21 protein-coding genes are annotated in these 23,035 nt (G+C 51.0%); 19 read left to right on the forward strand and 2 right to left on the reverse strand.

Annotation, left to right across the window (positions count from 1 at the left end):
- The 11 genes from AACS80_RS21025 to AACS80_RS21075 all read left to right on the forward strand — a co-directional run.
- Window positions 1–1,309: glutamate decarboxylase (locus AACS80_RS21025; protein ID WP_130238282.1), on the forward strand; the 1,309-nt coding region annotated here is incomplete at its 5' end.
- A 155-nt stretch (window positions 1,310–1,464) separates the two neighbouring features.
- Window positions 1,465–3,000: an acid resistance gamma-aminobutyrate antiporter GadC gene (gadC, locus tag AACS80_RS21030; RefSeq protein WP_130210471.1), complete on the forward strand. Its 1,536-nt coding sequence runs from the start codon at window positions 1,465–1,467 to the stop codon at window positions 2,998–3,000.
- Window positions 3,001–3,130: 130 nt separating this feature from the next.
- Window positions 3,131–4,450, forward strand: coding sequence for a family 10 glycosylhydrolase (locus AACS80_RS21035; RefSeq protein ID WP_135409973.1), 1,320 nt, complete (start codon window positions 3,131–3,133; stop codon window positions 4,448–4,450).
- Window positions 4,451–4,799: 349 nt separating this feature from the next.
- On the forward strand, window positions 4,800–6,182 hold the full coding sequence (gene dosC / locus AACS80_RS21040; protein ID WP_130210475.1) for a diguanylate cyclase DosC: 1,383 nt from the start codon (window positions 4,800–4,802) through the stop codon (window positions 6,180–6,182).
- 24 nt (window positions 6,183–6,206) lie between these two features.
- Window positions 6,207–8,606 carry an oxygen-sensing cyclic-di-GMP phosphodiesterase DosP gene (gene dosP / locus AACS80_RS21045; RefSeq protein ID WP_138183982.1) on the forward strand — a complete coding sequence of 800 codons (2,400 nt, stop codon included), beginning with the start codon at window positions 6,207–6,209 and terminating at the stop codon, window positions 8,604–8,606.
- A 256-nt stretch (window positions 8,607–8,862) separates the two neighbouring features.
- The gene (ddpX, locus tag AACS80_RS21050) at window positions 8,863–9,444 is read left to right on the forward strand and encodes a D-alanyl-D-alanine dipeptidase (protein ID WP_130210479.1); all 582 of its coding nucleotides are present in this window, start codon (window positions 8,863–8,865) and stop codon (window positions 9,442–9,444) included.
- Between the two features lie 13 nt (window positions 9,445–9,457).
- On the forward strand, window positions 9,458–11,008 hold the full coding sequence (locus AACS80_RS21055) for an ABC transporter substrate-binding protein (protein ID WP_135409972.1): 1,551 nt from the start codon (window positions 9,458–9,460) through the stop codon (window positions 11,006–11,008).
- 1 nt (window position 11,009) lies between these two features.
- On the forward strand, window positions 11,010–12,032 hold the full coding sequence (locus AACS80_RS21060; protein ID WP_130210483.1) for an ABC transporter permease: 1,023 nt from the start codon (window positions 11,010–11,012) through the stop codon (window positions 12,030–12,032).
- A complete protein-coding gene (gene ddpC / locus AACS80_RS21065; RefSeq protein ID WP_135409971.1) occupies window positions 12,029–12,925 on the forward strand; it encodes a D,D-dipeptide ABC transporter permease in 897 nt (298 codons plus the stop codon). The genes AACS80_RS21060 and ddpC overlap by 4 nt, the downstream gene beginning before the upstream one ends.
- Window positions 12,922–13,908 (forward strand): ABC transporter ATP-binding protein, encoded by a 987-nt coding sequence (locus AACS80_RS21070; RefSeq protein ID WP_135409970.1) that lies wholly within the window; start codon window positions 12,922–12,924, stop codon window positions 13,906–13,908. The genes ddpC and AACS80_RS21070 overlap by 4 nt, the downstream gene beginning before the upstream one ends.
- Window positions 13,901–14,827, forward strand: coding sequence for an oligopeptide/dipeptide ABC transporter ATP-binding protein (locus tag AACS80_RS21075; RefSeq protein ID WP_135409969.1), 927 nt, complete (start codon window positions 13,901–13,903; stop codon window positions 14,825–14,827). The genes AACS80_RS21070 and AACS80_RS21075 overlap by 8 nt, the downstream gene beginning before the upstream one ends.
- Before the next feature lie 55 nt (window positions 14,828–14,882).
- On the opposite strand, the gene AACS80_RS21080 is transcribed toward AACS80_RS21075, so the two are convergent.
- Window positions 14,883–15,773, reverse strand: coding sequence for a LysR family transcriptional regulator (locus AACS80_RS21080; protein ID WP_138183983.1), 891 nt, complete (start codon window positions 15,771–15,773; stop codon window positions 14,883–14,885).
- A 141-nt stretch (window positions 15,774–15,914) separates the two neighbouring features.
- Here AACS80_RS21080 and AACS80_RS21085 point away from each other — a divergent pair, with 141 nt between their 5' ends.
- The 6 genes from AACS80_RS21085 to AACS80_RS21110 are packed head-to-tail and all read left to right on the forward strand — an operon-like array spanning window position 15,915 to window position 21,628.
- A complete protein-coding gene (locus tag AACS80_RS21085) occupies window positions 15,915–16,622 on the forward strand; it encodes a CoA transferase subunit A (protein ID WP_135406595.1) in 708 nt (235 codons plus the stop codon).
- A 2-nt stretch (window positions 16,623–16,624) separates the two neighbouring features.
- A complete protein-coding gene (locus AACS80_RS21090; RefSeq protein WP_135409968.1) occupies window positions 16,625–17,281 on the forward strand; it encodes a CoA transferase subunit B in 657 nt (218 codons plus the stop codon).
- Window positions 17,282–17,290: 9 nt separating this feature from the next.
- Window positions 17,291–18,496 carry an acetyl-CoA C-acetyltransferase gene (locus AACS80_RS21095; RefSeq protein WP_130210497.1) on the forward strand — a complete coding sequence of 402 codons (1,206 nt, stop codon included), beginning with the start codon at window positions 17,291–17,293 and terminating at the stop codon, window positions 18,494–18,496.
- Window positions 18,486–19,409: a 3-hydroxyacyl-CoA dehydrogenase family protein gene (locus tag AACS80_RS21100; RefSeq protein ID WP_135409967.1), complete on the forward strand. Its 924-nt coding sequence runs from the start codon at window positions 18,486–18,488 to the stop codon at window positions 19,407–19,409. Before AACS80_RS21095 ends, AACS80_RS21100 begins: the two co-directional genes overlap by 11 nt.
- Before the next feature lie 45 nt (window positions 19,410–19,454).
- Window positions 19,455–20,846 (forward strand): GntP family permease, encoded by a 1,392-nt coding sequence (locus tag AACS80_RS21105; protein ID WP_130224856.1) that lies wholly within the window; start codon window positions 19,455–19,457, stop codon window positions 20,844–20,846.
- 11 nt (window positions 20,847–20,857) lie between these two features.
- The gene (locus AACS80_RS21110; protein ID WP_135409966.1) at window positions 20,858–21,628 is read left to right on the forward strand and encodes a 3-hydroxybutyrate dehydrogenase; all 771 of its coding nucleotides are present in this window, start codon (window positions 20,858–20,860) and stop codon (window positions 21,626–21,628) included.
- A 34-nt stretch (window positions 21,629–21,662) separates the two neighbouring features.
- Here AACS80_RS21110 and osmC read toward each other — a convergent pair whose 3' ends face one another.
- A complete protein-coding gene (gene osmC / locus AACS80_RS21115) occupies window positions 21,663–22,094 on the reverse strand; it encodes a peroxiredoxin OsmC (protein ID WP_000152305.1) in 432 nt (143 codons plus the stop codon).
- 344 nt (window positions 22,095–22,438) lie between these two features.
- Here osmC and bdm point away from each other — a divergent pair, with 344 nt between their 5' ends.
- Together bdm and sra are read left to right on the forward strand one after the other, a co-directional pair.
- The gene (bdm, locus tag AACS80_RS21120; protein ID WP_130261363.1) at window positions 22,439–22,654 is read left to right on the forward strand and encodes a biofilm-dependent modulation protein; all 216 of its coding nucleotides are present in this window, start codon (window positions 22,439–22,441) and stop codon (window positions 22,652–22,654) included.
- 101 nt (window positions 22,655–22,755) lie between these two features.
- Complete coding sequence (sra, locus tag AACS80_RS21125) at window positions 22,756–22,893, forward strand: stationary-phase-induced ribosome-associated protein (protein WP_000841557.1); 138 nt, start codon at window positions 22,756–22,758, stop codon at window positions 22,891–22,893.
- Window positions 22,894–23,035 lie beyond the last annotated feature (142 nt).

Here is a 23,035-nt window from a genome sequence, read left to right on the forward strand (position 1 = left end):
TTTTCCGCTGCATGAAATGCGTGATGATGTCGCATTTCAAATTATCAATGATGAATTATTTCTCGACGGTAACGCTCGTCAGAATCTGGCAACTTTTTGCCAGACCTGGGACGACGAAAATGTCCATAAATTGATGGACCTGTCGATCAATAAAAACTGGATCGACAAAGAAGAATATCCGCAATCCGCAGCCATCGACCTGCGCTGTGTAAATATGGTTGCTGACCTGTGGCACGCGCCTGCACCGAAAAACGGCCAGGCCGTTGGCACCAACACCATTGGTTCTTCCGAGGCCTGTATGCTCGGCGGGATGGCGATGAAATGGCGTTGGCGCAAGCGTATGGAAGCCGCAGGTAAGCCGACCAATAAACCAAACCTGGTCTGCGGCCCGGTGCAAATCTGCTGGCATAAATTTGCCCGCTACTGGGATGTCGAGCTGCGTGAGATCCCTATGCGTCCCGGCCAGCTATTCATGGATCCGAAACGCATGATTGAGGCCTGCGACGAAAACACCATCGGCGTGGTGCCGACTTTCGGCGTGACCTATACCGGTAACTATGAGTTCCCGCAACCGCTGCACGATGCACTGGATAAATTCCAGGCCGACACCGGTATCGACATCGACATGCACATCGACGCCGCCAGCGGTGGTTTCCTTGCGCCGTTCGTGGCGCCAGATATCGTCTGGGACTTCCGCCTGCCGCGCGTGAAATCGATCAGTGCTTCAGGCCATAAATTCGGTCTGGCTCCGCTGGGCTGCGGCTGGGTTATCTGGCGTGATGAAGAAGCGCTGCCGAAAGAACTGGTATTCAACGTTGACTATCTCGGCGGTCAGATTGGTACTTTCGCCATCAACTTCTCCCGTCCGGCAGGTCAGGTGATTGCCCAGTACTATGAATTCCTGCGCCTCGGTCGTGAAGGCTATACCAAAGTACAGAACGCCTCTTACCAGGTTGCTGCTTATCTGGCGGATGAAATCGCCAAACTGGGGCCGTATGAGTTCATCTGTACGGGTCGCCCGGATGAAGGTATCCCGGCGGTGTGCTTCAAACTGAAAGACGGGGAAAATCCAGGATATACCCTGTATGACCTCTCTGAACGTCTGCGCCTGCGCGGCTGGCAGGTTCCGGCATTTACCCTCGGTGGTGAAGCCACCGACATCGTGGTAATGCGCATTATGTGCCGCCGTGGCTTCGAAATGGACTTCGCTGAACTGTTACTGGAAGACTACAAAGCCTCCCTGAAATACCTCAGCGATCACCCGAAACTGCAGGGTATTGCCCAGCAGAACAGCTTTAAACATACCTGATAACGTTTAAGCGGTAACGGTGTCCCGAAACGAACCCGTTTCGGGACAATTTCCGAAGTCTGTTCACTGGCATTAGCAACGGAAAAAATTGTTCTGAAAGCACTTCAGAGCAAAACAGGTGCGGTTCCACAGGACAACCGTTTTAGGGGGATAATATGGCTACATCAGTACAGACAGGTAAAGCTAAGCAGCTAACATTACTCGGGTTCTTCGCCATCACGGCGTCGATGGTAATGGCTGTTTATGAATACCCTACCTTCGCAACATCTGGCTTTTCATTGGTCTTCTTCCTGCTCTTAGGCGGGATTTTATGGTTTATTCCCGTTGGTCTTTGTGCTGCGGAAATGGCTACCGTGGACGGCTGGGAAGAAGGTGGCGTGTTCGCCTGGGTATCAAATACCTTGGGGCCGAAATGGGGATTCGCTGCAATCTCATTTGGCTATCTGCAAATCGCTATTGGCTTTATTCCAATGCTCTATTTCGTGTTAGGGGCGCTGTCCTACATTCTGAAATGGCCAGCACTGAATGAAGAGCCGGTAACGAAAACTATCGCGGCGCTGATTATTCTTTGGGCGCTGGCATTAACTCAGTTTGGCGGTACTAAATATACTGCGCGAATTGCGAAAGTGGGTTTCTTCGCGGGTATTCTACTGCCTGCATTTATTTTGATTGCATTAGCAGCGATTTATCTGCACTCCGGAGCACCGGTTGCTATCGAAATGGATGCCAAAACATTCTTCCCTGATTTCTCGAAAGTTGGCACTTTGGTTGTGTTTGTCGCCTTCATTTTGAGTTATATGGGGGTAGAAGCTTCCGCGACCCACGTCAATGAAATGAGCAACCCCGGGCGCGACTATCCACTGGCAATGTTACTACTGATGGTGGCAGCGATTTGCTTAAGTTCAGTAGGCGGTTTGTCCATTGCGATGGTGATTCCGGGTAATGAAATCAACCTCTCCGCAGGTGTAATGCAAACATTCACCGTGCTGATGTCTCATGTGGCACCGGAAATTGAGTGGACGGTTCGCGTTATCTCTGCCCTGCTGCTGCTGGGTGTTCTGGCGGAAATCGCCTCATGGATTGTTGGCCCTTCTCGTGGGATGTATGTCACCGCGCAGAAAAATCTACTGCCCGCCGCGTTCGCTAAAATGAACAAAAATGGTGTGCCGGTAACTCTGGTAATTTCCCAGCTGGTGATTACCTCTATCGCGTTGATCATCCTCACCAACACCGGTGGTGGTAACAACATGTCCTTCCTGATCGCACTGGCGCTGACGGTGGTGATTTATCTGTGTGCTTATTTCATGTTGTTTATTGGCTACATTGTGTTGGTTCTTAAACATCCTGACTTAAAACGCACATTTAATATCCCTGGTGGTAAAGGGGTGAAACTGGTCGTGGCTATTGTCGGTCTGCTGACTTCAATTATGGCGTTTATTGTTTCCTTCCTGCCGCCGGATAACATCCAGGGTGACTCTACCGATATGTATGTCGAATTACTGGTCGTTAGTTTCCTGGTGGTTCTTGCCCTGCCCTTTATTCTCTATGCCATTCATGACCGTAAAGGCAAAGCGAATACAGGTGTTACACTGGAGCCAATTAACAGCCAGAACGCGCCGAAAGGTCACTTCTTCCTGCATCCACGTGCTCGTTCACCGCACTATATTGTGATGAACGATAAGAAACACTAACCGTGTCTGAGTGGTAATAACACAAGGGAGCGAAAATTAATCGCTCCCTTTTGCGTACTTATTGCCGTATTGACTTGCCCCAGATAAGTACGAGAATAAGCGCACATCTGTTTACCGGAAATAAGCATATATGGATATCTGCTCCCGAACTGTGAAATCCGCGATTAAAAGGCCAGCGGCACTGGTTGCACTGGCTCTTTTACTGTGTAGTTGTAAAAGCACGCCTCCAGATTCAATGACGACACCACCAGCAGGCTCAAAACCACCAGCGACCACACAACAATCGTCGCAACCTATGCGCGGTATCTGGTTGGCCACGGTGTCCCGCCTCGACTGGCCTCCCGTCTCCTCGGTTAACATCAGCAACCCCACCAGCCGGGTTCGCGTGCAACAGCAGGCGATGATCGACAAACTGGAAAACTTGCAACGACTGGGAATTAACACGGTCTTTTTCCAGGTGAAGCCCGACGGCACAGCCCTTTGGCCGTCGAAGATTTTGCCATGGTCCGATCTAATGACCGGCAAAATTGGTGAATATCCTGGTTACGATCCGCTGCAATTTATTCTCGACGAAGCCCATAAGCGTGGGATGAAAGTACATGCCTGGTTTAATCCCTACCGCGTGTCGGTTAATACGAAGCCCGGAACTATCAGGGAACTGAATAGCACCCTGTCTCAACAACCGGCCAGTGTCTATGTTCAACATCGCGACTGGATCAGGACGTCAGGTGACCGTTTTGTTCTCGACCCAGGGATCCCTGAAGTTCAGGACTGGATCACATCGATAGTTGCTGAAGTGGTTTCTCGTTATCCGGTAGATGGCGTGCAGTTTGACGACTATTTTTATACTGAATCGCCGGATTCACGGCTTAACGATAACGAGACATACCGCAAATACGGTGGTGCATTTGCGTCAAAAGCTGACTGGCGGCGCAACAATACCCAGCAGTTAATTGCTAAGGTGTCGCACACCATTAAAAGCATTAAGCCGGAAGTCGAATTTGGTGTAAGCCCTGCGGGCGTCTGGCGCAATCGCTCACACGATCCGCTCGGTTCTGATACGCGCGGGGCCGCAGCTTATGATGAATCCTACGCAGACACTCGTCGTTGGGTCGAACAAGGCTTACTGGATTATATAGCCCCGCAAATTTACTGGCCGTTCTCGCGTAGCGCAGCACGTTATGACGTGCTGGCAAAATGGTGGGCAGATGTCGTCAAACCAACCAAAACCCGTCTTTATATTGGTATCGCCTTCTATAAAGTCGGCGAACCTTCAAAGATAGAGCCAGACTGGATGGTTAACGGCGGCGTGCCAGAACTGAAAAAGCAGCTCGATCTTAACGACGCCGTGCCAGAAATTAGCGGCACGATTTTGTTCCGCGAAGACTATCTGAACAAGCCGCAAACTCAACAGGCAGTTAGCTATCTGCAAAGCCGCTGGGGAAGCTAAACGCCCTTTCTTACTTTGTGACACTGCCGGTGCTTTAAACACCGGCTTGTCATCAACAAAACACTCTCAACTTATAATCAAATCAACTTAAGTCGAATTGTTATAATTCCCCTGATAAAAACGTATGAATATGAAAAACCATACGATATTAACCATCACCGAAAAATAATTACGATAGGCTATACTCTTCAGAAGACCAGTAGCGTAGATTAAAACTGTCATAAGTCACTTATTTCGTTTCAGTATATCTTCATATTTCAGGAGAATATGGTGCCATAACCCTGTCCAAACGAGTTGCGTTTCGTTTTTCAATTCCGTCTGCCTTTCCAGCCGTATAAGGGTATGAATTATGGAGATGTATTTTAAAAGAATGAAAGATGAGTGGACCGGATTAGTTGCCCAGGTCGACCCCCTCATTCGTAACAAAGCGGCAGAAATTGCCGTAACGCATGCTCATTACTTAAGTGTTGAGTTTTATCGAATTGTACGCACTGACCCGCATGCCGAAGAGTTTTTGAGTAACGAACAGGTCGAAAGGCAACTTAAAAGTGCGATGGAAACGTGGATTATCAATGTGCTCTCTGCGCAAACGGACGATGTTGAAAGACTTATACAAATCCAACATACCGTAGCCGAAGTCCATGCTCGTATTGGCATTCCGGTAGAAATTGTCGAGATGGGTTTTCGCGTGCTGAAAAAAATCCTCTACCCGGTAATATTTTCCTCTGATTATTCACCTTCTGAAAAACTTCAGGTTTATCACTTTTCGATTAACAGTATCGACATAGCTATGGAAGTGATGACCAGAGCATTTACCTTTAGCGACAGTAGCGCGGCTAAAGAAGACGAGAACTATCGTATCTTCTCATTACTGGAAAACGCCGAAGAAGAAAAAGAACGACAAATAGCCTCATTACTTTCATGGGAAATAGATATTATTTATAAAGTCTTGTTGGATTCTGATTTAGGCAGCAGCTTACCGTTAAGTCAGGCTGATTTTGGCCTGTGGTTTAACCATAAAGGTCGCCATTATTTTAGTGGCATTGCTGAAGTTGGTCATATCTCTCGCCTTATTCAGGATTTCGACGGGGTTTTTCATCAGACAATGCTCAATGCCAAAAATTTGAGTAACAAAAGTCTGCGCGTGAAGTTTTTATTACAGATACGAAATACCGTATCGCAAATTATCACCTTACTGCGTGAACTCTTTGAAGAAGTCTCGCGTCATGAAGTGGGTATGGATGTACTGACGAAATTACTTAACCGCCGTTTCTTGCCGACTATCTTCAAACGTGAAATTGCCCATGCCAATCGGGCCGGTACACCATTGTCTGTTCTGATCATCGATGTAGATAAATTCAAAGAGATCAACGATACATGGGGACATAACACAGGCGATGAGATTTTACGTAAGGTCTCACAGGCGTTTTACGACAACGTACGTAGCAGTGACTATGTTTTTCGCTACGGTGGCGATGAATTTATCATAGTGCTGACTGAAGCTTCAGAAAATGACACTTTGCGTACCGCAGAGCGGATCCGCAGCCGGGTGGAAAAAACCAAACTGAAAGCCGCAAATGGCGAAGACATAACCCTTTCTTTGTCCATTGGCGCTGCCATGTTTAATGGGCATCCTGATTATGAACGCTTAATTCAAATAGCCGATGAAGCTCTGTATATCGCGAAAAGACGAGGTAGAAACCGTGTTGAACTCTGGAAAGCCAGTCTTTAGATGCTCCCGGATGCAGAGGTAATCATGAAGCTAACCGATGCAGAAAATGCCGCCGACGGCATTTTTTTTCCCGCCCTTGAGCAAAATATGATGGGCGCGGTGTTAATTAACGAAAATGACGAAGTAATGTTTTTTAATCCTGCGGCGGAGAAGCTCTGGGGGTATAAACGCGAAGAGGTGATAGGCAATAACATTGATATGCTGATTCCCCATAATTTGCGCCCTGCGCATCCAGAATATATTCGCCATAACCGCGAAGGCGGTAAAGCGCGGGTCGAAGGTATGAGCCGGGAATTGCAGCTGGAGAAAAAAGATGGCAGTAAAATCTGGACCCGTTTCGCGCTATCCAAAGTCACTGCCGAAGGGAAAATTTATTACCTGGCGCTGGTACGTGATGCCAGCGTAGAAATGGCACAGAAAGAACAGACCCGGCAGTTAATTATTGCCGTTGACCATCTCGACCGCCCGGTCATTGTGCTGGACCCGGAACGCCATATCGTGCAGTGCAATCGCGCGTTTACTGAAATGTTTGGTTACTGCATCAGCGAAGCCAGCGGTATGCAGCCCGATACTTTGCTTAACATCCCTGAATATCCGGCAGATAATCGTATTCGCTTACAGCAACTGCTATGGAAAACAGCGCGTGATCAGGATGAATTTCTGTTGTTAACGCGCATGGGGGAAAAAATCTGGATTAAAGCTTCTATTAGCCCAGTTTATGATGTGCTGGCTAATCTGCAAAACCTGGTGATGACCTTCTCCGATATCACCGAAGAACGACAAATTCGTGAGCTTGAAGGCAATATTCTCGCCGCGATGTGTAGCAGCCCGCCATTTCATGAAATGGGCGAAATCATCTGCCGGAATATTGAATCCATTCTTCATGAATCCCATGTGTCGTTGTATGCATTGCGTAATGGTATGCCGGTGCATTGGGCGTCGTCCTCTCATGGGACGGAAGTAAAGAATGCGCAAAGCTGGTCAGTCACCATTCGCCAGCGCGATGGCGCACCTGCCGGGATTCTGAAAATCAAAACAGCGTCCGGGGCGGTAACCAGCGCGTTTATCGAACGAGTGGCGGATATCAGCCAGCATATGGCCGCCCTGGCGCTGGAACAGGAAAAAAGTCGCCAGCATATTGAGCAGCTCATTCAGTTTGATCCGATGACCGGTTTGCCAAACCGCAATAACCTACACAATTATCTCGATGACCTGGTAGAAAATGCCGTCTCTCCGGTGGTGTATCTTATTGGCATTGACCATATTCAGGATGTCATCGACAGCCTTGGCTATGCGTGGGCAGATCAGGCATTGCTGGAAGTGGTCAATCGATTTCGCGAAAAGATCAAACCTGACCAGTATCTCTGTCGTATTGAAGGTACACAGTTTGTCCTCATCAGTCCGGAAAACGACGTCAGTAACATTACCCAAATAGCTGATGAACTTCGCAACGTCGTGAATAAACCGGTCATGATTGACGATAAACCATTCCCGCTAACCTTAAGCATTGGTATCAGTTACGACGTTGGTAAAAACCGGGACTACCTGCTTTCGACCGCCCACAATGCGATGGATTTTATTCGCAAAAACGGCGGTAACGGCTGGCAATTCTTTAGCCCGGTAATGAACGAAATGGTGAAAGAGCGTCTGATTCTTGGTGCGGCGCTGAAGGAAGCTATCAGCAACAACAAACTAAAACTGGTTTATCAGCCGCAGATCTTTGCGGAAACCGGTGAGCTGTATGGTATCGAAGCCCTCGCTCGCTGGTATGACCCACAGCATGGTCATGTTCCTCCTTCACGATTTATCCCACTTGCTGAAGAGATTGGCGAAATCGAAAACATTGGTCGCTGGGTTATTGCTGAAGCCTGCCGCCAGCTAGCAGAATGGCGTAGCCAGAATATTCATATCCCGGCGCTTTCCGTTAACTTGTCTGCGCTGCACTTTCGCAGCAATCAGCTACCCAATCAGGTGTCTGATGCAATGCAAGCCTGGGGTATTGACGGCCACCAGCTGACGGTGGAAATCACGGAAAGCATGATGATGGAACACGATACCGAAATCTTTAAGCGCATTCAGATCCTGCGTGATATGGGCGTAGGTTTATCTGTCGATGATTTCGGCACTGGCTTTTCTGGTTTATCCCGTTTAGTCAGTCTTCCGGTAACGGAAATCAAAATTGACAAAAGCTTTGTCGATCGTTGTTTGACCGAAAAACGCATCCGAGCCTTACTTGAAGCCATTACCAGCATTGGGCAAAGCCTCAATTTAACCGTCGTGGCGGAAGGCGTCGAAACCAAAGAACAATTTGAGATGCTACGCAAGATCCACTGTCGCGTTATTCAGGGATATTTCTTTTCCCGCCCCCTGCCCGCCGAAGAAATTCCAGGCTGGATGAGCAGCGTGTTACCGCTGAAAATCTGACAATTTTCTCTCGCCCGCACTCGCGGGGTTTAATTTGACGTGACGCTGTCACTTAAATACTGTGATTTCCGCTACGATTCCTGGAGATTCCTCCTTTAAGTCCCCCTCTTGCACCAAAACTGCACTACGCTGCACAAATGTTGATCAAAAGTTAAAAATGTAACTTTAAGCCAGCATTATGGCGCTTATCCCGGCATGGCATGAGATCTGCATAAGCGGAAAGCGCAGCAATTTTTGTCTTATACAGGAACCGTTTATGTCGGATACCACCGAGCTGGTTGATTTAGCCGTTATCTTCCCTGAGCTGGAGATCGATTTGAAATACGCCTGTAGCGATAACATCACAGGCAAGCCGATTTATCAGCAAGCGCGTTGCCTGTTACACAAGGATGCGATTACCGCGCTGGCGAAAAGCATCAGTATCGCCCAACTGTCAGGCTTACAACTGGTGATTTACGACGCGTATCGCCCACAACAAGCACAGGCAATGTTGTGGCAAGCCTGCCCTGACCCGCAATATGTCGTTGATGTGGCCGTAGGCTCCAATCACAGCCGTGGCACGGCAATTGACCTGACGCTTCGTGATGAGCATGGTTTCATTCTGGATATGGGGGCCGGATTCGATGAAATGCACGAGCGCTCCCATGCCTGGCACCCTTCCGTACCGCCCGCAGCCCAGCGTAATCGCCTGTTGCTGAATGCGATTATGACTGGCGGTGGCTTTATTGGTATCTCCAGCGAATGGTGGCACTTCGAATTACCGCAGGCTGCAAGTTACCCGCTGCTCGCTGACCAGTTCGCCTGTTTTGCATCTCCTACTACACAGCACGCTAGTTAATCAGGAAACTGTCATGAAAAGATCGATATCATTTCGCCCTACACTGATCGCAATCGTCCTTGCCGCCACACTGCCGGTTGCTCACGCCGCCGTACCAAAAGATATGCTGGTGATTGGTAAGGCCGCCGACCCACAAACCCTCGACCCGGCGGTGACGATTGATAATAACGACTGGACCGTAACCTACCCATCTTATCAGCGACTGATACAGTACAAAACGGACGGTGATAAAGGCTCAACCGACGTTGAAGGCGATCTGGCAAGTAGCTGGAAAGCGTCTGATAATCAAAAAGAGTGGACGTTCACCCTGAAGGACAACGCTAAATTTGCCGATGGCACGCCGGTCACTGCCGAAGCTGTAAAACTCTCTTTTGAGCGGTTGCTGAAAATCGGCCAGGGGCCAGCGGAAGCATTTCCCAAAGATTTAAAAATTGACGCTCCTGACGAACATACGGTGAAGTTTACCCTTAGCCAACCATTCGCACCGTTCCTGTACACCCTGGCGAATGACGGTGCATCCATTATCAATCCGGCGGTCTTAAAGGAACACGCTGCGGATGATGCCCGCGGTTTCCTCGCGCAAAACACCGCCGGTTCCGGACCGTTTATGCTGAAAAGCTGGCAAAAAGGTCAGCAATTAGTTCTGGTGCCAAATCCGCATTACTCCGGCAATAAACCGAACTTCAAACGGGTATCGGTAAAAATTATTGGTGAAAGTGCCTCCCGTCGCCTGCAGCTCTCCCGTGGCGATATTGACATCGCCGATGCGCTGCCCGTGGATCAACTCAACGCACTGAAGCAGGAAAATAAAGTCAACGTGGCGGAATATCCGTCACTGCGCGTCACCTATCTGTATCTGAATAACAGCAAAGCGCCACTTAACCAGGCGGATCTGCGTCGGGCCATTTCCTGGTCTACCGATTATCAGGGCATGGTTAACGGCATTCTTAGTGGTAACGGGAAACAAATGCGCGGCCCGATTCCCGAAGGCATGTGGGGATACGATGCGACGGCAATGCAATATAGCCATGACGAAACGAAAGCCAAAGCCGAATGGGATAAAGTAGCGAGCAAACCCACCAGCCTGACGTTTCTCTATTCCGATAACGACCCGAACTGGGAACCGATCGCCCTGGCGACACAATCCAGTCTCAACAAGCTGGGCATCAATGTGAAGCTGGAAAAACTGGCAAACGCCACCATGCGCGACAGAGTGGGTAAAGGTGATTACGACATTGCGATTGGCAACTGGAGTCCGGATTTTGCCGACCCGTATATGTTTATGAATTACTGGTTTGAGTCAGACAAAAAAGGTCTGCCGGGTAACCGCTCGTTCTATGAAAACAGCGAGGTCGATAAGTTACTGCGCAATGCACTCGCGACCACCGACCAGATGCAGCGTACCCGGGACTACCAGCAGGCACAGAAAATCGTCATTGATGACGCTGCTTATGTGTATCTGTTCCAGAAAAACTACCAACTGGCGATGAACAAAGAAGTGAAAGGCTTCGTGTTTAATCCCATGCTGGAACAGGTCTTCAATATCAATACCATGAGTAAATAACGTGACCTTCTGGAGTATTTTACGCCAACGCTGCTGGGGGCTGGTGCTCGTGGTGGCGGGCGTCTGCGTGATTACGTTTATTATCTCGCACCTGATCCCCGGCGATCCGGCGCGGTTGCTGGCAGGCGACCGGGCCAGCGATGCTATCGTGGAAAATATTCGCCAACAACTGGGGCTCGACCAGCCGCTATACGTGCAGTTTTACCGCTACGTCAGCGATCTGTTTCATGGTGACCTGGGAACATCCATTCGTACCGGGCGTCCGGTGCTTGAAGAGTTGCGCATATTTTTCCCGGCGACGCTGGAACTGGCAGTTTGCGCCCTGCTGCTGGCACTCCTGATTGGCATCCCGCTGGGCATACTCTCTGCCGTCTGGCGAAATCGCTGGTTGGATCATCTGGTGCGACTAATGGCAATTACCGGAATCTCCACACCTGCGTTCTGGCTTGGGCTGGGCGTCATTGTGCTGTTTTATGGTCATCTGCAAATTCTTCCAGGTGGCGGAAGGCTTGATGACTGGCTGGATCCGCCAACACATGTAACCGGCTTTTATCTGCTCGATGCGCTGCTTGAAGGAAACGGTGAAGTCTTCTTCAATGCGCTGCAACATCTCATCTTACCGGCGTTAACCCTGGCGTTCGTTCACCTGGGAATTGTCGCCCGACAAATTCGCTCGGCGATGCTGGAACAATTGAGTGAAGACTACATTCGTACCGCCCGGGCCAGCGGCTTGCCCGGCTGGTATATCGTTTTATGTTATGCGCTACCCAATGCGTTGATCCCCTCGATTACCGTTTTGGGGCTGGCGCTGGGTGATTTGCTGTATGGCGCCGTGCTCACCGAAACCGTTTTTGCCTGGCCCGGAATGGGCGCCTGGGTAGTGACATCAATACAGGCGCTCGACTTCCCGGCTGTGATGGGCTTTGCGGTCGTGGTTTCGTTTGCTTATGTGCTGGTGAACCTGGTGGTGGATTTGCTCTATTTGTGGATTGATCCGCGTATCGGACGCGGAGGTGATGAATGATGCTAAGCGAGGAAACACCCGTATTACGTCCGCAAAAACGAACGAGATTTAACCTTGCAAAACTGTTATGGATGCTGAAAGGCAGTCCGCTTACCGTGACCGGCGCAGTCATCATTGTATTAGTGTTACTGATGATGGTTTTATCACCATGGCTGGCGACGCATGATCCCAACGCCATTGATTTAACTACCCGCCTTTTGCCGCCTTCTGCGGCGCACTGGTTTGGCACCGATGAAGTGGGACGCGATCTGTTTAGCCGCGTACTGGTCGGTAGCCAGCAATCTGTTCTCGCCGGATTAGTGGTGGTCGCTATTGCTGGCATTATTGGTTCGCTGCTCGGCTGTCTTTCTGGCGTGCTGGGCGGGCGCGCAGACGCCATCATCATGCGCATTATGGACATTATGCTGTCGATTCCTTCGCTGGTACTGACGATGGCGCTGGCTGCCGCTCTCGGGCCGAGTTTGTTTAACGCCATGCTGGCGATTGCTATTGTGCGTATCCCGTTTTATGTACGCCTGGCGCGGGGACAAACATTAGTTGTCCGCCAGTACACTTACGTTCAGGCGGCGAAAACCTTTGGCGCGTCACGCTGGCATCTGATCAACTGGCATATTTTACGTAACTCCCTGCCGCCGCTGATTGTGCAGGCATCGCTGGATATTGGTAGCGCGATTTTAATGGCCGCCACGTTGGGATTTATTGGTCTGGGTGCTCAACAACCGAGTGCTGAATGGGGCGCGATGGTGGCGAATGGTCGCAACTATGTACTCGATCAGTGGTGGTATTGTGCATTTCCGGGGGCAGCGATTTTGATTACTGCCGTCGGGTTTAATCTCTTTGGCGATGGTATTCGCGATCTGCTTGACCCGAAAGCAGGAGGAAAGCAGTCATGACCCAACCCGTTCTGGATATTCAACAACTGCATTTGAGTTTCCCCGGTTTTAACGGCGATGTTCACGCGCTCAACAATGTGTCATTGCAAATCAACCGCGGGGAGATTGTCGGTCTGGTGGGAGAATCCGGCTCAGGTAAATCAGTCACCGCAATGCTGATCATGCGCCTCCTACCGAAAGGAAGTTATCGCGTGCATCAAGGCCAGATTTTACTGCTGGGAGAAGATATTCTTAACGCTGGGGAAAAACAGCTTCGTCGGTGGCGTGGTTCTCGGGTAGCGATGATTTTTCAGGAACCGATGACCGCCCTCAATCCGACACGTCGAATAGGTCTTCAGATGATAGACGTGATCCGCCATCATCAACCATTAAGTCGTCGGGAAGCCAGAACTAAAGCGATTGCTTTGCTGGAAGAGATGCAAATCCCGGATGCGGCAGAAGTGATGTCGCGCTATCCGTTTGAACTTTCAGGTGGTATGCGCCAGCGGGTAATGATTGCGCTGGCATTCTCCTGCGAGCCGCAATTGATTATTGCCGACGAACCGACCACGGCGCTGGACGTCACTGTACAGTTGCAGGTATTGCGCCTGCTTAAACATAAAGCCCGCGCCAGCGGAACTGCGGTGCTGTTCATTAGCCATGATATGGCCGTGGTGTCGCAACTGTGCGATAGCGTCTATGTGATGTATGCCGGAAGCGTAATTGAAAGCGGCGTGACGGCAGACGTTATCCATCTTCCCCGGCATCCGTACGCCATTGGTTTGCTGCAAGGTGCACCGGAACATGGAATACCGCGTCAGCCCTTACCCGCCATCTCAGGGACGGTGCCAAATCTCACCCGTTTGCCTGACGGCTGTGCTTTTCGCGATCGTTGCTATGCGGCAGGTGCACAGTGTGAAAACGTCCCAGCGCTGACAGCGTGTGGTGACAACAACCACCGCTGCGCCTGTTGGTATCCGCAGCAGGAGGTCATCAGTGTCTGACACGTTATTAACGTTACGCGACGTCCATATCGATTTCCCTGCCCGCAAAAACTGGCTTGGCAGAACGACCGAGTTTGTTCATGCCATTAATGGCATAGACTTGCAGATCCGCCGTGGTGAAACCTTAGGGATCGTCGGAGAATCCGGCTGTGGCAAAAGTACCCTTGCGCAGTTGCTGATGGGTATGCTGCAACCGAGTCACGGGCAGTGCACTCGTTCAGGATCACAGCGCAAAATGCAGATGGTATTTCAGGACCCGCTCTCTTCTCTCAATCCTCGCTTACCGGTGTGGCGCATCATCACGGAACCGGTATGGATTGCAAACCGCGGTAGTGAGCTACAGCGGCGGGCACTGGCAGAGGAGCTGGCTGTACAGGTGGGGATTCGACCGGAGTATCTCGACCGCCTGCCTCATGCGTTCTCCGGCGGGCAGCGACAACGCATCGCCATTGCCAGAGCACTCTCTTCGCAACCGGAAGTGATGGTGCTTGATGAACCCACCTCGGCGCTGGATATCTCCGTGCAGGCGCAGATCCTCAATTTGCTGGTAGCGCTACAGGAAAATCGCGGGCTGACCTATGTGCTGATTTCACACAATGTCTCAGTGATTCGTCATATGAGCGATCGGGTGGCGGTGATGTATCTCGGGCAGATTGTGGAACTGGGCGACGCTCAGCAGGTGCTCTCTACTCCGGCACATCCGTACACCCGATTATTGCTGGATTCCCTCCCCGCCATTGATAAGCCGCTGGAGGAAGAATGGGCATTGCGTAAAACAGAACTACCAGGAAACCGCACGCTGCCACAGGGCTGTTTTTTCCGCGAACGCTGCCCTCTGGCAACCCACGGATGTGAAGTCCGGCAATCATTAGCAATAAGGGAGGACGGACGTGAGATCAGGTGCTGGCGGGCACTGTAGAGATGCGGAATCCGGCTATTGCATGTCTGTTCTGGCCGACGGAAACGTGGAAACGTTATGTGTCATAGGTTTTTTTTAACGTTTCCATCAACGCTTGCGCCGCAGTAGAAAGTTTATGGTGTGACGAACGCAGTACGCCTACCCGTCGTTCAATCACCGGATTGTCCAGTTCCAGACACACTGCGCCCAGTTCGCTCATCTGCCTGCGGCACAGTGCAGGCACAGCGCTTCCTCCCAAACCGTTTGCCACCAGCCGCCCAACCGTAACCAGTTGATGGCTTTCCAGCGCCACTTCCAGTTGCGTTCCACTTTGTGCCAACTGTTCTTCCAGCATCAACCTGACGGCTGACGGTCGCTGGAGGGTGATAAAATCGAGCGTCAGTAAATCCCGCCAGCTTACGCGCTGCCGAGTTGCCAGTCGGGAATCGGCTGGAACAATGGCGACAAACCGATCCACGCCCAGCGGGGTAAAATGCAAATGGCCACAATAGTCAGGTTCAAAGGCAATCCCCATCTCCACGCGCCCTTCGCTCACCATTTCGATCACCTGCTCATTCACCACATCGTGCACGGTGACGTTAATCCCTGAATAACAATCGCGGAAGGTTTTCAGCACCGGAGGCAAAACGTTGGCCGCAAATGACGGCATCGCTGCCACTGACACTTTGCCTCGCCTGAGCGTGAATCGCTGACGCATGGCCTCCTCGGCGTTATCCCAGTCAGCCAGCAAAGGCCGTGCCATCGACAATAGCGTTTCACCCTCCTGGGTTAACGTCACTTTTCGCGTAGTGCGCAGCAGTAAAGCGCCCCCTAAGGCATCTTCCAGTCCTTTAATGGCAAGACTTAGCGCAGGCTGCGACATATTCAGCCTTTCACTGGCATGAGCAAAGTTCAGAGTGTGAGCTACCGCTAAAAACGCGCGTAACTGTTTGATGCTCATTTTCATTTGGCATTCCATTAACTCATTGAATACATTTAATTAACATTAAATTGATAAATAATACAAATGAATGAGTCACAAATTTAAAATTAACAAATCATTTTTTGCCCTTAATGATGTTGGAAAGGACAACTGGAGGGCAACTGTATGGCTGGGCTGGATAAACGGGTCGCTACGTATCACGAGGCGCTTGAAGGACTTACCAATGAGATGACGATTCTGGCGGGAGGTTTTGGCCTGTGCGGCATCCCAGAGAATCTGATTGCTGAAGTTCGCCACCGTGGAGTAACCGGATTAACGGTGGTTTCCAATAACTGTGGCGTAGACGGCTTTGGGCTGGGAGTACTACTGGAAACCCGACAGATCCGTAAAGTCGTCGCTTCTTATGTTGGAGAGAATGCTTTGTTTGAAAAACAGGTGCTTAACGGCGAACTGGAGGCGATTCTCACACCACAAGGAACCCTGGCAGAACAACTGCGCGCAGGCGGCGCGGGCATCCCGGCGTTTTTTACTGCCACCGGTTACGGTACTCCTGTTGCCGAAGGGAAAGAAGTCCGCGAATTCAACGGTCGCCCGTACATCATGGAACAGGCTATCACTGGTGATTTTGCCCTTGTCAAAGGCTGGAAAGCCGACTGGTACGGCAACGTGATTTATCGTCATACCGCGCAAAACTTCAACCCACTGATGGCGGCTGCCGGAAAAATCACCGTGGTGGAAGTGGAAGAAATAGTGCCACCAGGTGAACTTGATCCTGCCGCAATCCATACCCCTGGGATTTTTGTTAATCGCGTCATTCAGGGGCAATTTGAAAAACGCATTGAACAACGCACCATTAGCCGCAAAGGAGCCTGACCATGTTAACCCGTGAACAAATGGCGATGCGTGTCGCCCGCGAATTGCGCGATGGCTATTACGTCAATCTCGGCATTGGTATCCCGACCCTGGTGGCAAACTACATTCCTGATGGGATGGATGTGATGTTGCAGTCAGAAAACGGTTTGCTGGGAATGGGCGCATTTCCTACCGAAGAGGAACTGGACGCCGACATGATTAACGCCGGTAAACAAACCGTTACCGCACGGAAAGGCGCGGCAATTTTCGACTCGGCGCAATCATTCGCCATGATCCGTGGCGGTCATGTGGATCTGACTGTGCTTGGCGCATTTGAAGTGGATGTGAATGGCAACATTGCCTCATGGATGATCCCCGGCAAGATGGTTAAAGGCATGGGCGGTGCAATGGATCTGGTTGCCGGTGCCGGGAATATTATCGTGGTAATGACCCACGCCTCCAAATCCGGCGAATCCAAACTGCTTCCCGACTGTACCCTGCCGTTGACTGGCGTCGGCTGTATCAAACGCGTCTTAACCGACCTTGCTCTGCTGGAAATTGCTGACGGCGCTTTCATTCTGCGTGAGCGCGCGCCGGGAATCAGCGTTGCGGAAATCGTCGCCAAAACCGCCGGTAAGTTGTTTGTGCCGGAACATGTCCCGGAAATGCAATTCAACTGAGGAACCACCATGCAGGACGTTGTTATTGTTGCCGCTACGCGCACGCCGATTGGCAGTTTTCATGGCGCTCTCGCCCCACTCTCTGCGGTTGATCTCGGCGCTGCCACTATCCGTTCGTTGCTGGAGAAAACCGCACTTGCAGCAGAACAGATCGACGAAGTGATTTTCGGTCAGGTCCTGACCGCCGGAAGCGGACAAAACCCAGCACGGCAATCGGCGCTCAAAGCTGGGTTAAGCCACGATACACCCGCTGTGACCATCAACCTGGTATGTGGTTCCGGTCTTAAAGCCGTACAGCAGGCCGTGCAGGCGATCCGTTGCGGTGATGCACAGATAATTATCGCAGGTGGCCAGGAAAGCATGAGCAACGCGCCCTATTTTATTGATGGCGCGCGGGCCGGTTTACGCCTCGGACATACCAGTATGAAAGACAGCGTGGTTCATGACGGACTATGGGACGCTTTCAATGATTACCACATGGGCATTACTGCGGAAAACCTGGCGCAAAAATATGCCATCAGTCGCGAGCGCCAGGACACATTCGCACTACGTTCTCAGCAAAAAGCCGCTGCCGCAATGGAAGCCGGGCGCTTTGCAGACGAAATTACTCCGGTCAGCGTACCACAAGGTAAAAAACCACCACGCTGGGTAAATACCGACGAACAACCACGTTCCGGGACGCAACTGGAAAAACTGGCGCAACTGAAACCGGCCTTTCTTCCGGGGGCGGGAAGCGTCACCGCAGGAAATGCCTCTTCCATCAATGATGGTGCCGCCGCAGTCATGTTAATGCGCGCCAGCAAAGCTGCTGAACTTGGCCTCCCTGTGCTGGCTCGGGTGGCCGGTTATGCCGTTTCTGGCGTCGATCCTGCCTTTATGGGCATCGGTCCGGTCGCCGCTACCCGCGAATGTCTTAAGCGTTGCGGATGGACGCTGGAAGATATTGATCTTATAGAAGCCAACGAAGCTTTCGCAGCGCAGGCGCTGGCCGTTGGCGACGAACTGAACTGGGATAGCGACAAAGTGAATGTTAACGGCGGCGCAATTGCACTTGGGCATCCTATTGGCGCTTCCGGTTGCCGCATTCTGGTCACTCTCATTTATGAAATGGCGCGACGTAATGCGCAAAAAGGGCTGGCGACGCTGTGCGTCGGTGGCGGTCAGGGCGTGGCGCTGACGCTGGAAAGAACCTCAGGAGAACACCATGCAAACTGAACAATTTGCGGTACTGGGCGCCGGATTGATGGGCGTGGGGATTGCCACTCATTTCGCCCGCTTTGGTCATGATATCTGGCTGTATGATACCGAGCAGAGCAGGATTGCAGAAATCCCCGCAGTTGCAGGCGGAATTCTTGATGAACTGAATAGCGGCGAACAGTTTACTGCTCCGGAAAAAGAGAATGTGCTTAAACGTCTGCACGGCACGACCTCACTTGCTGACATCGCCGACTCGCAACTACTGATTGAGGCGATCCCGGAGCGGCTTGAACTAAAACACGCATTATATGCCGAGCTTGAAACGCTTATTTCTCCTGAGGCCATTGTCGCCAGCAATACCAGCGGTCTGCCGCCAGATGATCTGGCAGCGAAGATGCGCTACCCGCAACGACTGCTGATCGCCCATTTCTGGCATCCGCCGCACTTGATTCCGCTGGTGGAGATTGTCCCCGGCAGCGTTACCGAGCAAAAGCATTTGCACTGGCTGCAACACTTGCTTGTGTCACTGCAACTGGAAGCGGTATTGCTGGATCGCGCTGCGCCAGGATTTGTCGGCAACCGTCTGCAATTTGCACTGTTGCGTGAAGCCCTGCATATCGTAAAAAGCGGCATCGCCAGTGCCGAAGTGGTGGATCAGGTCATGCGCGCCTCGCTTGGGCGACGTTATGCCATGGTCGGCCCGCTGGAGGCCGCCGACATGACCGGACTTTCGACGGTACAGGATATTTGTCGCCATCTGCTCCCTGAACTGGCGACTGGCAGCGACATGATGTCGTTAGTTGCCGAAAAAGTGGAGCGTGGAGACATCGGCGTGCGTAGCGGTCAGGGATTTTACCGCTGGGATGAATCCCGCAAGCAGTACATCCAGCAGCGTCGGGAACATCAGCTTCGCTTCGCCCTGAAACCGTAACTTCTCTCGCTGTACCCACTATAACAACGATATTGAGGAGTCTCGATGAGTGTATTAATCGCCCTTGCCGCGCTTGGGCTGCTAATGCTGGCAGCCTATCGCGGATACAGCGTTATCCTTTTTGCCCCCATCGCGGCATTAGGCGCTGTTCTTGTCACCGATCCGGGGGCTGTTGGCCCTGCATTTACCGGCCTGTTCATGGAAAAAATGGTCGGCTTCGTGAAATTGTACTTCCCGGTGTTTCTGCTCGGAGCTGTATTCGGAAAACTGATTGAACTTTCAGGATTTTCTCGTTCGATTGTCGCTGCTGCGATCAACATTCTCGGGCGGCGGCATGCGATTCCGGTAATTGTGCTGGTATGTGCATTACTCACCTATGGCGGCGTGTCGCTGTTTGTGGTGGCATTTGCCGTTTATCCGTTCGCGGCTGAACTGTTCCGCCAGAGTAACATCCCAAAACGGCTTATACCGGCAACGGTGGCTCTGGGGGCATTCTCTTTTACTATGGACGCTCTGCCCGGCACGCCACAAATTCAGAACATTATTCCCACCAGTTTCTTTGGCACCAACGCCTGGGCCGCGCCGTGGCTGGGGTTTATTGGTTCACTGTTTATCATTGCCGTCGGGCTTATCTATCTGGAGCGGCAGCGTCGTAAAGCGCAGGCAAAAAATGAAGGTTACGGCACAGAGTTACTTAATGAACCTGAAACACCAGATAACATCAATTTACCGAACCCACTCATTGCTATTTCACCGTTGATTCTGGTGGGGCTGTTGAACTTGTTATTTACCTGGTGGATCCCTGTTTGGTACGGTGCGAGCCACCAACTGGCGTTGCCGGGACTTGCCGCCCCGATTACCACAGATGTCGCCAAAATCACCGCTATCTGGGCCGTTGAAGCTGCACTCATTGCCGGAATTTTGCTGGTGGTGATTTTTGGATATCGCAATATTCATGGAAGACTGGCAGAAGGAAGCCGTACAGCGGTGGGTGGCGCAATTCTTGCCGCGATGAACACCGCCTCAGAATATGGCTTCGGTGCAGTTATCGCCGCCCTGCCCGGTTTTCTGGTGCTCTCGAAGGCGCTGGCCGCCATTCCAAATCCATTACTTAACGAAGCCATCAGCATCACCACGCTTGCCGGAATTACCGGTTCAGCTTCCGGCGGGATGAGTATTGCTCTTGCGGCTATGTCCGACACTTTTATTGCCGCTGCGCATGCTGCCAATATTCCACTGGAAGTTTTTCACCGCGTGGCATCTATGGCCAGCGGCGGCATGGATACATTGCCCCATAACGGCGCCGTGATCACCCTGCTGGCAATCACTGGGCTGAGTCACCGTCAGGCTTACGGCGGTATCTTCGCAATTACGATCATTAAAAGTCTGGCCGTGCTGTTTATCATCGGCGTGTACTACACCACCGGCATTGTCTAAGGAAAACCATCATGAATTTACAAGGTAAAACTGCGCTGGTAACGGGGTCCACCAGCGGTATTGGACTCGGTATTGCTCAGACACTGGCAAAAGCCGGCGCGCAAGTGATCCTCAACGGCTTCGGTGATGTTGACGCGGCAATCAATGCGGTTTCTCGTGTGGGTAAAACGCCTGGCTATCATGAGGCAGACCTCAGCGATGAATCGCAGATTGTCAGCATGATGGCCTACGCACGGCGGGAATTTAGCGGTGTCGACATTCTGGTGAATAACGCCGGGATCCAGTATGTCTCCCCGGTGGAATCTTTCCCGGTTGAAAAATGGAACGCCATTATCGCTATCAATCTCTCTTCGGTCTTTCACACCACGCGTCTGGCACTGCCGGAAATGCGCGCCCGTAACTGGGGGCGGATCATTAACATTGCCTCTGTGCATGGACTGGTAGCGTCGAAAGACAAATCGGCTTATGTTGCGGCAAAACATGGCGTGGTGGGACTCACAAAGACCATTGCGCTGGAGACTGCACAGACGGGTATTACCTGCAACACGCTCTGCCCTGGCTGGGTGCTGACACCGTTGGTACAACAGCAGATTGATAAGCGCATTGCGCAAGGCGAAGACGCGGAAAGCGCACGTGACGCCTTGCTGGCAGAAAAACAGCCTTCTCGTGAATTTGTGACTCCGCAACAACTGGGTGAACTGGCTCTCTTTCTCTGTTCGGATGCGGCAGCACAAGTGCGCGGTGTAGCGTGGAATATGGATGGCGGTTGGGTAGCACAGTAAAAGTTCGCCGGATGACGCGTCATCCGGCAACGCTTTATGATTTCAACTGATAATCCAACGTAATTTCCGCTTTCAGTACCTGAGAAACCGGGCATCCTGCTTTTGCTTTCTGGATAATGCCGTCAAAGGTGGACGCATCAATACCCGGCACGGCAACTTCGCTCTTCAGTGCGATTTTAGTAATCGCAAAACCAGCATCCACTTTATCCAGCGACACATCGGCGGTGGTATCAATCGATGTTGGCGTGAATCCCGCTTCCCCCAGCATCAGCGAAAGCGCCATTGAGAAACATGCGGCATGCGCTGCGCCAATCAGTTCTTCAGGGTTAGTTCCTTTTTCGCCTTCAAAACGCGTGTTAAACCCATACGGCTGTTGGTTCAGCACGCCGCTCTCGGTGGATACTGTTCCTTTCCCGCGTTTGATATCGCCTTCCCAGTGTGCCTGACCTTTCTTATGGATTGTCATTCTTGCTCTCCTGTGGGCTTAAAAAGGAAATTATAGACTACGTGAGAATCAGCACGAGGATAAGCAGGATATTCCGAATAAAATCAGGCGAAAATATTTCTCCTGCACTTAAATTAAACGCCCACAATAGATAACCGGAAATATATAACCCAAGAGATATTACCTCAATATAAATCAACTCATTAAAATAACAATCCCCATCAATATCATGCAGTTAAAATATAAAAATCATCAACCAGGACTAATCTTAACAACGAAGCGGTAAATATTTGTCATGCTGAATGTGCTTTATAAATCTGCGATCCGTAGCAGACACCATAAATACACAGACACGGAGAATCACTATGTTTACTTATTATCAGGCAGAAAATTCAACAGCAGAACCCGCTCTGGTTAATGCCATTGAGCAAGGCCTTCGGGCAGAGCACGGTGTTGTCACTGAAGATGACATTCTCATGGAGTTGACCAAATGGGTCGAAGCCTCTGATAACGACATCCTCAGTGACATCTACCAGCAAACGATAAATTATGTGATCAGTGGCCAGCACCCTGCGCTTTAAGCTGCTATGCTTGATCGGCAACCTAATTTAGGGGTTTAGCACGTGTTTCTTCGCTACGGCGATGTTGTCCTTAAAACTAGCTACAGGATTGAGGAGTACAAATGAAATCGAATCGTCAGGCACGTCATATTCTTGGACTGGATCATAAAATTTCTAACCAGCGCAAAATAGTTACCGAAGGTGACAAATCCAGCGTAGTAAATACCCCAACCGGCAGAAAACGCCCCGCTGAAAAGTAATCTTTAACAATCAGTCCTCAATGACGATTAAACACCATTGCCTGCGCAATGGTGTTTTTGTTTTTATCTGCTTTATACTTGGGGCCGACGCCCTGGCGGTAAAGCAAAGAAGATAAAAGCACCCCAGGGATGGATATTCAAA

This window comes from Escherichia sp. E4385 (assembly GCF_963883145.1).
GTDB lineage: Bacteria > Pseudomonadota > Gammaproteobacteria > Enterobacterales > Enterobacteriaceae > Escherichia.

Bases quoted from the DNA above. Each gene is read 5' to 3' on its own strand.
- gadC (WP_130210471.1), top strand. From the start codon at position 1,465: ATGGCTACATCAGTACAGACAGGTAAAGCTAAGCAGCTAACATTACTC.
- AACS80_RS21035 (WP_135409973.1), top strand. From the start codon at position 3,131: ATGGATATCTGCTCCCGAACTGTGAAATCCGCGATTAAAAGGCCAGCG.
- dosC (WP_130210475.1), top strand. From the start codon at position 4,800: ATGGAGATGTATTTTAAAAGAATGAAAGATGAGTGGACCGGATTAGTT.
- dosP (WP_138183982.1), top strand. From the start codon at position 6,207: ATGAAGCTAACCGATGCAGAAAATGCCGCCGACGGCATTTTTTTTCCC.
- ddpX (WP_130210479.1), top strand. From the start codon at position 8,863: ATGTCGGATACCACCGAGCTGGTTGATTTAGCCGTTATCTTCCCTGAG.
- AACS80_RS21055 (WP_135409972.1), top strand. From the start codon at position 9,458: ATGAAAAGATCGATATCATTTCGCCCTACACTGATCGCAATCGTCCTT.
- ddpC (WP_135409971.1), top strand. From the start codon at position 12,029: ATGATGCTAAGCGAGGAAACACCCGTATTACGTCCGCAAAAACGAACG.
- AACS80_RS21070 (WP_135409970.1), top strand. From the start codon at position 12,922: ATGACCCAACCCGTTCTGGATATTCAACAACTGCATTTGAGTTTCCCC.
- AACS80_RS21080 (WP_138183983.1), bottom strand. From the start codon at position 15,773: ATGAAAATGAGCATCAAACAGTTACGCGCGTTTTTAGCGGTAGCTCAC.
- AACS80_RS21085 (WP_135406595.1), top strand. From the start codon at position 15,915: ATGGCTGGGCTGGATAAACGGGTCGCTACGTATCACGAGGCGCTTGAA.
- AACS80_RS21090 (WP_135409968.1), top strand. From the start codon at position 16,625: ATGTTAACCCGTGAACAAATGGCGATGCGTGTCGCCCGCGAATTGCGC.
- AACS80_RS21095 (WP_130210497.1), top strand. From the start codon at position 17,291: ATGCAGGACGTTGTTATTGTTGCCGCTACGCGCACGCCGATTGGCAGT.
- AACS80_RS21100 (WP_135409967.1), top strand. From the start codon at position 18,486: ATGCAAACTGAACAATTTGCGGTACTGGGCGCCGGATTGATGGGCGTG.
- AACS80_RS21105 (WP_130224856.1), top strand. From the start codon at position 19,455: ATGAGTGTATTAATCGCCCTTGCCGCGCTTGGGCTGCTAATGCTGGCA.
- AACS80_RS21110 (WP_135409966.1), top strand. From the start codon at position 20,858: ATGAATTTACAAGGTAAAACTGCGCTGGTAACGGGGTCCACCAGCGGT.
- osmC (WP_000152305.1), bottom strand. From the start codon at position 22,094: ATGACAATCCATAAGAAAGGTCAGGCACACTGGGAAGGCGATATCAAA.
- bdm (WP_130261363.1), top strand. From the start codon at position 22,439: ATGTTTACTTATTATCAGGCAGAAAATTCAACAGCAGAACCCGCTCTG.
- sra (WP_000841557.1), top strand. From the start codon at position 22,756: ATGAAATCGAATCGTCAGGCACGTCATATTCTTGGACTGGATCATAAA.